Raw genomic sequence first — 12,693 nt, forward strand, 5'->3', positions numbered from 1 at the left:
GTTTGCCTTCGCTCAGTCGCCGGCCAGCTTCCACTTGCCGCCGACGATCTCCACCATCACGCGTGCACGCTGGTCGAGGCCGGCGTGGTCGTTCGCGCTCATGTTGAAGATGCCGTGCGACGCGGGCATGTCTTTGGTGCTTTCCAGCGCGGCGCGCAATGCGTCGCGGAACGCGGGCGTGCCAGGCTGGCCTTTCTTCAACGCGATAGGGATAGCGCGTTGCAGCAGCAGCCCTGCGTCCCATGCGTGACCGCCGAAAGTCGACACCGAGCCCGCGCCATAAGCGCCTTCATACGCATGCTTGTACGCGAGCGCGCTCTTCTTCACCGGATTCGAATCGGGCAATTGATCCGCGACCAGCAGCGGACCCGCCGGCAGATACGTGCCTTCGCAATCCTTGCCGCACACGCGCAGGAAGTCGTTATTCGCGACGCCGTGCGTCTGGTAAAGCTTGCCCTTGTAGCCGCGTTCCTTCAGCGTTTTCTGCGGCAACGCGGCCGGTGTACCCGCACCTGCGATCAGCACCGCGTCCGGGTTCTGCGACATCACCTTCAACACCTGGCCGGTGACCGACGCATCGTTGCGTGCGAAACGTTCGTTTGCGACCACCTTGATCTTCGCGAGCGTGGCGGCGTTGCTGAACTCCTTGAACCAGCTTTCGCCGTACGCGTCGGAGAAGCCGATAAACGCGACCGTCTTCACACCGTGATTCGCCATGTGCTGCGCGATGGCGGTGGCCATCAGGATGTCGTTTTGCGGCGTCTTGAAGACCCACGCGCGCTTCGCATCCATCGGCTCGACGATGCTGGCGGCCGCGGCCATCGAGATCATCGGCGTGGTGCTTTCAGCAGCGACGTCGATCATGGCGAGCGAATTCGGCACGACGGTCGAGCCGATCAGTGCGTCGACGTGATCTTCGCTGGTGAGCTTGCGGGCGTTCTTGACCGCATTGGTGGAATCGGTTGCATCGTCGAGCACGATGTAGTCGATCTTCTGCCCCGCCACCTCTTTAGGCAGCAGCGCAATGGTGTTCTTCTCGGGAATTCCCAGCGATGCAGCCGGTCCCGTTGCCGACACCGAAACGCCAATTTTCACGTCTGCGAATGCATGGGTGCTCCATGCCGAAGATACGCCCGTAGCGACCAATGCCGCGCTAATCCAACGCAATGCCGACTTCATCCCGCTCCTCTGTCTACCCCGGTTATTCATTCGAATTTAAATCCGCAGATTTAAATACCGACCCAGCGGTCGGTGAATAGCGAGTTTAGCGGACGAAAGCGCGGCCCCGCAAGCATTTTGCAGGGTTGTGTGGCGTGGAATCAGCGGATATACGGTGAATAAAAAAGGGTCTCCGAATTAGAGAAAAAATGGAATGGCGATTAATCGAAAGTACAAATAAAAAGCGCTGTTGGATATCAATCCAACAGCGCTTTCGTCTGGGCACTTAGTGCCTCATTGTCTCCTCGTTCTCCACCTGCAAATTCGGTGCTGCGTCAGAACTGCATGAAGATTAAACGACGACCCTCCAGGCTACAACTAGCAATTACCCTAGTGGTGCACTGCGGCACCGAATTGGGGCACGTTTATGCCTGTTGCGCCCGCTTCCGTTTGATACTTCCGCGCAAGCGGTTTGCAGTCTACCTCAGCTGAATGTCTGAAACCAATACATCGGATTCCAGATCAATTGTGCGACGCATCGTATTCAGGCTCGCAGCGGCCGAACCCGCGCCACGATCTCGCCAACAATGCCGCGCCGGAACGCTAGCACGCACGCGATAAAAATGATCCCCGTGACGATGGTCACCGATTCACCCAGCGAGCGGAACCAGTCCACGCCGGTAGACGCAGCCAATGCCGAGCCGATATCGCCGAGACGGTCTTCGAGCGCGACGATCAGCGCTGCGCCGAGCAGCGGGCCGAACAGCGTGCCCATGCCGCCGACCAGCGTCATCAGGATCACCAGGCCGGACATGGTCCAATAGGCGTCGCTGAGCGTTTCAAAACCCTGCACGAGCACCTTGAGCGACCCCGCAAGCCCGGCAAGCCCGGCGGAAAGAATGAACGCCAGCAGCTTGAAGCGATCCGTGTCATAGCCGAGCGACACCGCACGCGGCTCGTTTTCCTTGATTGCGACCAGCACCTGTCCGAACGGCGAGTGAACGATCCGCACGATCAGCAGGAACGCCAGCACCATCACGGCCAGCACGACAAAATACAGCGTCACGTCCGATGACAGATCGAGCAGGCCGAACAGCTTGCCGCGCGGCACACCTTGCAGACCGTCCTCGCCATGCGTGAACGGCGCTTGCAGGAACACGAAATAAACCATTTGCGCGAGCGCCAGCGTCACCATCGCGAAGTAGATGCCCTGGCGGCGAATCGCGAAAAGTCCGACCAGCAGGCCGAGCACGGTGGCCGCCGCGGTTCCCGCGAGCACGCCGAGTTCCGGCGAAAAGCCGAGCGTCTGCATCGCATAGCCCGTCACATAACCGGCCGATGCGAGGAACATCGCGTGACCGAACGACAGCAAACCGGTATAGCCGATCAACAGGTTGAAGGCGGCCGCGAACAACGCGAAGCACATCACCTTCATTACGAAGAGCGGATAGATGCCGAGCACAGGCACCGCGAGCAGTGCGATCAGCAGCAGGCCGTAGAGGACTTTTCTCTGCATCATTTTTCCTTGCCGAAGAGACCCGCCGGACGCACCAGCAACACGAGCGCCATGATCACGAAGACGACAGTCGCCGACGCCTCCGGATAAAACACGCGCGTCAGTCCTTCGATCACGCCAAGCATGAGGCCGGTGAGAATCGAGCCCATGATCGACCCCATCCCGCCGATCACGACCACCGCGAACACGGTGATGATCATCGGCTGGCCCATCAGCGGCGAGACCTGGATGACCGGCGCGGCCAGCACGCCGGCAAACGCGGCCAATGCGACGCCGAAGCCGTAAGTGAGCGTGATCATCAGCGGCACGTTGACGCCGAATGCTTCGACCAGTTTCGGATTTTCCGTGCCTGCGCGCAGGTACGCGCCGAGCCGCGTCTTCTCGATCACGAACCACGTCGCGAAGCACACCGCCAGCGAAGCGACGACTACCCACGCGCGATAGTTCGGCAGGAACATGAAGCCGAGGTTAGTCGCGCCGGACAGCGCCGACGGCACGTCGTACGGCTGGCCCGACGAGCCGTAGATTGAACGGAACACACCTTCGACCACCAGCGTCAGCCCAAATGTGAGCAGCAAGCCGTAAAGATGATCGAGCTTGTACAGCCAGCGCAGCATCGTGCGTTCGATCGCCACGCCGAACAGTCCGACGATCAGCGGCGCGAGGAAAATCATCACCCAGTACGGGAGGCCGAAATACGACAGGCCCATCCACGCGAGCATCGCGCCGAGCATGAACAACGCGCCGTGCGCGAAGTTGATCACGTTGAGCAAGCCGAAGATGATCGCCAGCCCGAGGCTCAGAATCGCGTAGAACGAGCCGTTCACGAGGCCCAGCAGCAACTGGCTCAGCATCGCCGGAAGCGGAACGCCAAAGATGTCCATTAAAGCCCTTAACCCCTGAAGCTAGTGCCAGGGTGAGATCGGTGAAGCGCGAGCGGCCCGTCACGCGGACGGCAACATCATGACGTTGAATCCGCCGCGCGCGGCATCCTGAACGGTTGACCGCCAGTCACGGACCGGCAGCCGTCATGCCTTCACGCCGCGTTTATTTCCACAACGCGCAACGCGTCTGCGCCTTGGTCGTGAACGCCTGCTCGCCGGGAATCGTCGCCATGATCTTGTAGTAGTCCCACGGCTCCTTCGATTCAGCCGGCGTCTTCACCTGCATCAGGTACATGTCGTGAATCATGCTGCCGTCCTCGCGGATGTAGCCCTTCGCGTAGAAGTCGTCGATCTTGGTCTTGCGCAACTGGGCCATCACCTTGTCGGTGTCGGTCGAACCGACTGCCTTCACCGCGTTCAGGTACGTCATGGTCGCGGAGTAGTCGGCGGCCTGCAGGCTCGACGGCATCTTCTTCGTCTTGTCGAAGTAGCGTTGCGCCCACTTGCGCGTCTCGGGGCTCTTGTTCCAGTACCAGCTATCCGTCAGCACCAGACCTTGCGTGGTTTCCAGACCCAGGCTGTGCACGTCGTCGATGAACATCAGCAGCGCAGCCAGCTTCATCGTCTTGGTCAGGCCGAATTCCTTCGCGGCCTTGATCGAGTTGACCGTGTCGCCGCCCGCGTTCGCGAGGCCGAGAATCTGTGCTTTCGATGCTTGCGCCTGCAACAGGAACGACGAGAAGTCCGACGCCGACAACGGTGCGCGCACTGCGCCGAGCACCTGCCCGCCGTTCGCCTTCACGACGTCCGAGGTCGCCTTTTCAAGCGCCTTGCCAAATGCGTAGTCGGCGGTCAGGAAGTACCACGTCTTGCCGCCCTGCTTCGTTACCGCGGAGCCCGTGCCGTTGGCGAGCGCGGTGGTGTCGTACGCGTAGTGGATCGTGTACGGCGTGCATTGCTCGTTGGTCAGCGTGTCGGCACCCGCGCCGATGTTGATGTAGACCTTGTGCTTCTCACCCGCCACCGTGTTCATCGACAAACCCGTTGCCGAGTTCGTGCCGCCGATCAGCATGTCCACGCCGTCACGGTCGAACCACTCACGCGCGCGCGATGCGGCGATATCCGCCTTGTTCTGGTGATCCGCGTAGACCAGCGTGATCGGCTTGCCGTTGACCTTGCCGCCGAAGTCGGCAATCGCCATGCGGATCGCCTCCAGCCCGCCCGGTCCGTCGATGTCCGCGTAGAGCCCCGAAAGATCGGTGATGTAGCCGATCTTCACTGCGTCGTCGGCCGCTTGCGCGCTGCCCAATGTAGACGCGGTAAGCGCGGCGCCCGCAGCAACCGCAAAACAGAGGGAGGTAAGCCGCGCGAGTGGGTTCTTTTTCATTCGTGTCTCCTGTTTCTTCGCTTGTGGTTATCAGAGGCTGATGAGAGCTGGTGAAAGCCTGACAGGCAATCAGACGCGTTTTTATACGCCCAGTAAATCGTGCAACACCGGCATCTTTCCTTCGAGCTCAGCCGCCCCGAAGTGCTCGACGATCGCACCGTGCTCCATCACGTAAAAGCGGTCGGCAAGCGGCGCCGCGAAGCGAAAATTCTGTTCGACCATCACGATCGTGTAGCCGCGCGACTTCAGCGTGATGATCATCCGCGCGAGGGCCTGGACGATGACCGGCGCTAGCCCTTCCGAGATTTCGTCGAGCAGCAGCAGGCTCGCGCCGGTGCGCAGAATGCGCGCGACCGCGAGCATCTGCTGTTCGCCGCCCGACAAACGCGTGCCTTGGCTCATCCGCCGTTCCTGCAGGTTCGGAAACATCGAATAGATTTCTTCGAGCGACATCATGTGCGCCTTGTCGCCGACCGGCGGCGGCAACAGTAGATTTTCCTCGCACGAGAGGCTCGAAAAAATGCCCCGTTCTTCCGGGCAATAACCGATGCCGCAATGCGCGATGCGATGCGTCGGCAGGTTGATGGTTTCGCGTCCGCCAATGCGGATCGACCCCGTGCGCCGCCCCGTCAATCCCATGATCGCGCGCAACGTGGTGGTGCGGCCCGCGCCATTGCGACCGAGCAGCGTGACCACTTCGCCGCGGTTCACCGTCAGATCGACGCCGTGCAAAATGTGGGATTCACCGTACCAGGCCTGCAGACCCGCAATATCCAGCGCGGGTGCGCCGTTGTCCGCCCCGCTCACTTCGAGGCCTTCACGCTCGGCGATCGTGTTCATCAGTGGGCTCCGGCGAGCGACGCGTCGGCGCTGCCCATGTAGGCCTGCATCACCAGCGCGTTCTTCGACACCTCGGCATAGCTGCCCTCGGCGAGCACCTCGCCCCGTTGCAATACGGTAATCGTGTCGGAGATACCGGCGATCACATTCATGTTGTGCTCGACCATCAGAATCGTGCGGCCGCTCGATACTTTTTTGATCAGCGCCGTGACGCGGTCGACGTCTTCGTGGCCCATGCCTTGCGTCGGTTCGTCGAGCAGCATCAGTTCCGGTTCCATCGCGAGCGTGGTGGCGATTTCCAGCGCGCGCTTGCGGCCGTATGAAAGTTCGACCGTCGGGACATCGGCGAAATCGGTCAAACCGACCTGGGTCAGAAGATCCATCGCGCGATCGTTCAATCGACGCAAAGTGCGTTCGCTCTTCCAGAAATGAAACTCCGTGCCGAGCGAGCGCTGCAAACCGATTCGCACGTTCTGCAATGCCGTCAGATGCGGAAACACCGCGGAAATCTGGAACGAACGGATGATGCCGCGCCGCGCGATTTGCGCCGGACGTTCACGCGTAATGTCGACGCCGTTGAAGACGATCTGACCCGCAGTCGGCGTGAGAAATTTGGTGAGCAGATTGAAGCAGGTGGTTTTCCCGGCACCGTTGGGGCCGATCAGCGCATGGATCGAGCCACGGCGCACGCGCAGGTTCACACCGTTCACGGCGATGAAGCCTTTGAACTCACGGGTAAGACCGCGCGTTTCGAGAATCGTATCGCCGAGAATCATGTTCCCTTCCATACGGAGTGAGGCGAAGCACTACGATCTTCCGCGCAAAGGTCTGCGCGACTTTTTTATGACGGCGGCACCCCATGCCGCTCGTTGGCGTGCTGCACCAATCCGGACGGTAATCCATGATGCGACACGCAGCCTGGCTGCCATTGTCGCGCCAATGATGCAGCGCATTCATTGGGATTTGCACTTAGTGGGGATGGCTGTTCCAGACGCGACAAGGGCGCTACCCGAGCAGCAAAGACGCGTGTGAGACATCGGCCGGACGCGTCTGGCCGATGCCTCACACGGTGAATCGTGTCACTCTGCCGCGCCTGTCATACAGCGGACATCGAAGGCGTGGAGCTGGTCTGCGCCGACACGCTGCCGGCCACGCGCGCACGACGATCTTCGCGGATCATCTCGCTCGCGCGCTCGGCGATCATCAGCGTGGGCGAGTTCGTGTTGCCCGACGTGATGGTCGGCATGACCGACGCGTCCACCACGCGCAGTCCGTCAACCCCGATAACTCGTAGACGGTTATCGACGACAGCGGCCGGATCGTCGGTCGTGCCCATCCGGCAGGTGCCGACCGGATGAAAGATCGTCGTGCCGACTGCACCGGCGGCCTGCTGCAATTCCTCTTCGGTTTGATACTGGATGCCCGGCAAAATCTCCTGCGGCCGATAACGCGCAAGCGCGGGCGCAGCAGCGATTCGGCGCGTGAGACGCAGCGCATTGGCGGCAACATGCCGGTCGTAATCGGTAGAGAGATAGTTCGGCGCGATCAACGGCGGCGCAGATGCATCGGCGGATTCGATGTGGATACTGCCGCGCGAAGTCGGCCGCAACTGACAGACCGACGCCGTAAACGCATTGAACCGATGCAGCGGCTCGCCGAAGCGATCGAGCGAAAGCGGCTGCACGTGGTACTCGAGATCGGGACGCGTGAGCGAGCGATCGTCGGGATCGGATTTGGCGAACGCACCGAGTTGCGAAGGCGACATCGACATCGGGCCGCTTTGAAACAGCGCGTACTCGACGCCGATCATCAGCTTGCCCCACCAATGCGCGGACGCGGTGTTGAGCGTACGCACGCCATCGACCTTATACGCCATGCGCAATTGCAAATGGTCCTGCAGATTTTCGCCGACACCCCGCAGGTCCTTCACCACCTCGATGCCCAGATTTTGCAGACGCGCGCCATTGCCGATTCCGGACAATTCGAGCAATTGCGGCGAGTTGACCGCACCCGAACTGAGGATGACTTCGCAACGAGCTTTGGCGAGATAGTCGGTGTTATCGCCGCGATATTCGACACCTGTGCAGCGGCGTCCTTCGAACACGACGCGCTGAGTATGCGCGCCGGTAATGACCGTCAGATTCGGGCGTTTAAGCGCGGGACGCAAAAACGCTTTCGACGCGTTCCAGCGAATTCCGCGTTTCTGGTTGACATCGAAATAGCCGACGCCGGTGTTGTCGCCGCGATTGAAATCGTCCGTTGCCGGAATGCCGTTCTGTTGCGCAGCTTGTGAAAACTCTTCGAGGATCTTCCACTTGAGACGCTGCTTTTCGACGCGCCACGGACCACCCGCGCCATGCGATTCGCTCGCGCCGGCATGATGATCTTCGCTGCGTTTGAAGACCGGCAACACGGAATTCCATGACCACGAAGCGTCGTTGGTGACGCGGGCCCATTCGTCATAATCTTCACGCTGGCCGCGCATATAGATCATGCCGTTGATCGACGAACTGCCGCCCAATACGCGTCCACGCGGATACGAAAGCGCGCGTCCGTTCAACCCCGCTTCCGGTTGCGTTTTATAAAGCCAGTCCGTACGTGGATTGCCGATGCAGTAAAGGTAGCCGACCGGTACGTGAATCCAGTGGTAATCGTCTTTACCACCTGCTTCGAGCAAAAGTACCTGTATGTCCGGATCTTCGGTGAGGCGATTGGCGAGCACGCAACCTGCGGTGCCCGCGCCGACAATGATGTAATCGAATTCGCCTTCGAGCCGCCGCGATGCTGCTGGCGAACTTTCGGTGTGGCTCATCGTTTCGTCTCCATAGCTTTTTTGCTGCGATCCGCGTGATGTTCACGCGGCCGCATCGTCAGGCTTTAATTATGTTTCTACCGCTGCGTTCGATGACGCTTCTAACGCTATTTGGCAACCGGCATCGTAAATTCCGCGCCCTTCGCGATGCTGTCCGGCCAGCGCTGCATGATGCTCTTATAGCGCGTGTAAAAACGCACGCCCTCTTCGCCATAAGCATGGTGATCGCCGAATAGCGACTTCTTCCATCCGCCGAAAGAATGCCAGGCCATCGGCACCGGAATCGGCACGTTGATACCCACCATGCCAATCTGGATTTGCCGCGAAAATGCACGCGCTACGCCGCCGTCGGAGGTAAACAACGACACGCCATTCGCAAATTCATTCGAGTTGATCAGCTCGACTGCTGACGCGAAATCGGGCACGCGCACCACGCACAGCACCGGCCCAAAAATCTCCTCGCGATATATTTTCATATCGGTCGATACATCGTCGAACAGCGTGCCGCCGAGAAAGAATCCTTTCTCGTGACCGGCCACCTGGTGCCCTCTTCCGTCGACCACCAGCTTCGCGCCGGCCTCGACGCCGGAGTCGATGTAGCCCACCACTTTGTCGCGATGCACGGCGGTCACGAGCGGTCCCATTTCCGCCGCCGATTCCATCCCGTTGAGTATCTTCAGGCTCTTCACGCGCGGCGTGAGGCGCTCGATCAGTTCATCGGCGATATGGCCCACCGCGACCGCGACGGAGATCGCCATGCAGCGCTCACCCGCCGAACCGTATGCCGCGCCGATCAATGCATCGACAGCCTGATCGAGATCGGCGTCGGGCATCACGACAAGGTGATTCTTCGCCCCGCCCAAAGCCTGCACGCGCTTGCCGTGTTTCGTGCCTTCTGTGTAGATGTATTCGGCAATCGGCGTCGAGCCGACAAACGACAACGCGCTGACGTCCGGGTGCACAAGCAATGCATCGACCGCGACCTTATCGCCGTGTACGACGTTGAACACGCCGTCGGGCAAACCGGCTTCCTTGAGCAGTTCCGCGAGACGATTCGAGCACGACGGGTCGCGCTCCGATGGCTTCAACACAAACGTATTGCCGCAAGCAATTGCGACGGGGAACATCCAGCACGGCACCATCATCGGGAAGTTGAACGGCGTAATGCCGGCGACCACGCCGAGCGGCTGACGCAGATTCCAGTTGTCGATGCCGCCGCCGATCTGATCGGTGAAATCGGTCTTCAACAGATTCGGAATGCCGCACGCGAATTCGACGATCTCGATGCCGCGCATCACCTCGCCCTTCGCGTCCGAGAACACTTTGCCGTGCTCGCGCGTGATCAGTTCGGCGAGTTCGTCGTGGTGACGGTCGAGCAGTTCCTTGAACTTGAACAGCACGCGCGCCCGCTTGATCGGCGCCGTTTCGCTCCATGCGGGAAATGCAGCGTTGGCGGCGGCGACTGCCGCGTCCACTTCGGCGACACTCGCCAGCGGCACGCGTGCGCTCACGCTGCCGAGCGCGGGATTGAAGACGTCGCCGAAACGGCCGCTGGTGCCGTCCACAGCGCGTCCGTTGATGATGTGAGTCAGCGCGCGCGCGCTCGCCGCGCTGCGCACGGTGTCGTCCTGATATGTCTCGCTCATATGTGTCCTCTTCCTGTGGAGTCTTCCGCCCGGCGCTCACAAAGCGGCGAAGGCGTGCTGAACGGCAAGCGTACGGCGCTTCGGGGCGGCAAATCCAATGAGTAATGCTCAACAGCGCTATAAGCCGCGCTAATATCAGGATATGGATCTGACACTGCTCCGGGCTTTCATCACCGTCGCGCGCGAGGGCAATCTCACGCGTGCTGCGGTGCAACTACATCTGACGCAACCGGCCGTCAGCCTGCAAATCAAGCACTTGCAGGAAACACTCGGCGTGACGCTGTTCACGCGGACTTCGCACGGGCTGTCCCTCACGCGCGATGGCCAGGCGCTGCTGCCGCACGCCGAACGCGCGCTTGGCGCAGCAGCCGACGTGCAGCGCGCCGCGCAATCGCTGCGTCACGAAGTACGGGGACGGTTGCGGATCGGCACGATCCTCGACCCGGCTTTCTTGCGGCTGGGCGGCTTCCTGAAGCAACTGGTGGAGACGTGGCCGTCGATCGAAACCGCGTTGCGGCACGGCATGTCGGGCTGGGTGCTGGAGCAGATTCGCGCGGGCGAGCTGGACGTCGGCTACTACATCGGCCTGCCGTCCGACGACGATACGCGCGACGGCCCCGCGTTTCACGCGGTCACGCTCACTCATTTCCAGTATCGCGTGCTGGCTCCGGCGGGCTGGAAAGACCGCGTCAAAGGTGTCCGCGACTGGCGTTCGCTCGCCGCGCTGCCGTGGATCTGGACGCCGCCCGCGTCCGCGCATAACAGATTGTTGTCGCGCTGCTTCGGTGAGGCGGGGGTGAAGCCGGTCAAAGTGGCCGAAGTGGATCAGGAGCCGTCGATGCTCGATCTCGTCAAATCGGGCGTGGGCCTCACGCTCGCTCGCGACGCCACCGCGATTGCCGAAGCGCATGCGCACGCGTTGACCATCGTCGAAGGCATCACGGTGCCGACCCAGCTCAGCTTCGTCACCCTCGACGAACGCAAGGACGAACCTGCGATAGCCGCCGCGCTCAAGCTGATCGAACAGCAATGGGCCACCTGAGGGAAAACGTGGACGCTGAGAACGCCGCCGTGAAACTACACCGTCACGCAGTTTTTGTTAGATTGGTGGTTCGCGCTCTCACGCTGGCTCTGCATTAATCCCGTTTCGCATGACTTTGTCTCTCTGGCAGCTTCGCGTCGTAATCCCGGAAGCTGCCGTCCCTCCCTTTTCCACAGGAACCTGACATGGCACGCAACATCGAAATCAAAGCCCGCGCCCAGCACTTCGACCAGTTGCGCGAACGCGCCGCGAAGCTCGCGCCCGATGCGCCGCTGATCTTCCGCCAGCAGGATTTTTTCTACGATGTCCCGCGCGGTCGCCTGAAGCTGCGCCAGTTCGACGACGGCACGCCCGCCGAGCTGATTTTCTATCAGCGCGATGACCGCGACGGCCCGAAGGCGTCGTACTACACGCGCAGCCCCGTGACCAATCCCGAAGCGATGCATGCACTGCTCGCCACCGCGCTGACCACCCGCGGCATCGTCACGAAGGAACGTCACGTGTACCTAACCGGACGCACGCGGATTCATCTGGACCGGGTCGACGGACTAGGCGATTTCGTGGAACTCGAGGTCGTGCTTGCCCAGGACGACGACGAGGAAGGCGGCCATGCCGAGGCCCACGCAATGTTCGAAACCCTTGGCGTGTCTGAATCGGATCTGGTGGCCGTGGCCTATGTCGATATGCTGAATCTGGAAGGCGAGCCTAAGCAGGCGGCTTGACCTGAGGCTCGCATCTTGGCTCTGAAGCGCGTGGCGGAGTAAACGTTTCGCGCGGACCAGAGCTAACGCTGCAGGCCCGCAGCGTCAGACCGGAGCCGCACCCGGCGACAGATGCGCAAGCGGCAGCGGCCCGTTGCGCTTGAACGTAGTCAGCACGATGTTCGAGCGCACGCTGTCGACGCCTGGCACGCGCATCAGTTTCTTCATCACAAAGGTCGACAGATAATTCAGATCGGGCGCGACGATGCGTAACAAATAATCGGCGTCGCCCACCACCGCGTGACATTCCAGCACTTCGGGCAGCACGTCGATTTGCTGCTGGAATTGTTCGATGATCGAATCGCCGTGGTGCTTCAGTTTCAGACTCGTAAAAGCGGTGACGCCGAGCCCGAGTTTCTCCGGCCGCAACACGACGCGATAGCCGTCTACAACCCCTACCTGCTCCAGCCGCTGCAAACGCCGGCCAATCTGAGACGGCGACAGCGGCACCTCCTCAGCCAGTTGCTGATGGGTGGCCCGGCCAAAGCGCTGAAGGACATTCAACAGCGCGAGATCGAAGTGATCGAGTTCCAGCATGACGGTTATCCGCATTTAATCGACAATTAATGCACGATTATTGCATACATGATCACATGCACGCCACTATTGCGCCCTTACCGCACGCTTGCCGCTCTACACTTGCATCA

General features: G+C 60.9%; 11 protein-coding genes. 2 read left to right on the top strand and 9 right to left on the bottom strand.

Annotated elements, in window-relative coordinates; genetic code table 11:
- Positions 1 to 12: 12 nt before the first annotated feature.
- The 8 genes from BLS41_RS01105 to BLS41_RS01145 form a co-directional block, all read right to left on the bottom strand.
- Positions 13 to 1,179 (bottom strand): ABC transporter substrate-binding protein, encoded by a 1,167-nt coding sequence (locus BLS41_RS01105; protein WP_074762551.1) that lies wholly within the window; start codon positions 1,177 to 1,179, stop codon positions 13 to 15.
- A 523-nt stretch (positions 1,180 to 1,702) separates the two neighbouring features.
- Positions 1,703 to 2,674: a branched-chain amino acid ABC transporter permease gene (locus BLS41_RS01110; RefSeq protein ID WP_074762552.1), complete on the bottom strand. Its 972-nt coding sequence runs from the start codon at positions 2,672 to 2,674 to the stop codon at positions 1,703 to 1,705.
- Complete coding sequence (locus BLS41_RS01115) at positions 2,674 to 3,558, bottom strand: branched-chain amino acid ABC transporter permease (protein ID WP_074762553.1); 885 nt, start codon at positions 3,556 to 3,558, stop codon at positions 2,674 to 2,676. The genes BLS41_RS01110 and BLS41_RS01115 overlap by 1 nt, the downstream gene beginning before the upstream one ends.
- A gap of 163 nt (positions 3,559 to 3,721) precedes the next feature.
- A complete protein-coding gene (locus tag BLS41_RS01120; RefSeq protein WP_074762554.1) occupies positions 3,722 to 4,945 on the bottom strand; it encodes an ABC transporter substrate-binding protein in 1,224 nt (407 codons plus the stop codon).
- 81 nt (positions 4,946 to 5,026) lie between these two features.
- Positions 5,027 to 5,785: an ABC transporter ATP-binding protein gene (locus BLS41_RS01125; protein WP_074762555.1), complete on the bottom strand. Its 759-nt coding sequence runs from the start codon at positions 5,783 to 5,785 to the stop codon at positions 5,027 to 5,029.
- Positions 5,785 to 6,561 (bottom strand): ABC transporter ATP-binding protein, encoded by a 777-nt coding sequence (locus BLS41_RS01130; RefSeq protein ID WP_074762556.1) that lies wholly within the window; start codon positions 6,559 to 6,561, stop codon positions 5,785 to 5,787. Before BLS41_RS01130 ends, BLS41_RS01125 begins: the two co-directional genes overlap by 1 nt.
- Before the next feature lie 320 nt (positions 6,562 to 6,881).
- Positions 6,882 to 8,597: a GMC family oxidoreductase gene (locus BLS41_RS01140; RefSeq protein WP_074762558.1), complete on the bottom strand. Its 1,716-nt coding sequence runs from the start codon at positions 8,595 to 8,597 to the stop codon at positions 6,882 to 6,884.
- 107 nt (positions 8,598 to 8,704) lie between these two features.
- A complete protein-coding gene (locus BLS41_RS01145) occupies positions 8,705 to 10,243 on the bottom strand; it encodes a CoA-acylating methylmalonate-semialdehyde dehydrogenase (protein ID WP_074762559.1) in 1,539 nt (512 codons plus the stop codon).
- Between the two features lie 142 nt (positions 10,244 to 10,385).
- Between BLS41_RS01145 and BLS41_RS01150 the strand changes: the two genes are divergently transcribed.
- Positions 10,386 to 11,285 (top strand): LysR family transcriptional regulator, encoded by a 900-nt coding sequence (locus BLS41_RS01150; RefSeq protein WP_074762560.1) that lies wholly within the window; start codon positions 10,386 to 10,388, stop codon positions 11,283 to 11,285.
- A gap of 185 nt (positions 11,286 to 11,470) precedes the next feature.
- Positions 11,471 to 12,007 (top strand): class IV adenylate cyclase, encoded by a 537-nt coding sequence (locus BLS41_RS01155; protein ID WP_074762561.1) that lies wholly within the window; start codon positions 11,471 to 11,473, stop codon positions 12,005 to 12,007.
- A gap of 84 nt (positions 12,008 to 12,091) precedes the next feature.
- Here the strand turns inward: BLS41_RS01155 and BLS41_RS01160 are convergent, their stop codons facing one another.
- Positions 12,092 to 12,583: an Lrp/AsnC family transcriptional regulator gene (locus BLS41_RS01160; protein ID WP_074762562.1), complete on the bottom strand. Its 492-nt coding sequence runs from the start codon at positions 12,581 to 12,583 to the stop codon at positions 12,092 to 12,094.
- Positions 12,584 to 12,693: the final 110 nt, after the last annotated feature.

The sequence above is a fragment of the Paraburkholderia fungorum genome (assembly GCF_900099835.1).
In the GTDB taxonomy this organism is placed as follows: Bacteria; Pseudomonadota; Gammaproteobacteria; order Burkholderiales; family Burkholderiaceae; genus Paraburkholderia; species Paraburkholderia fungorum_A.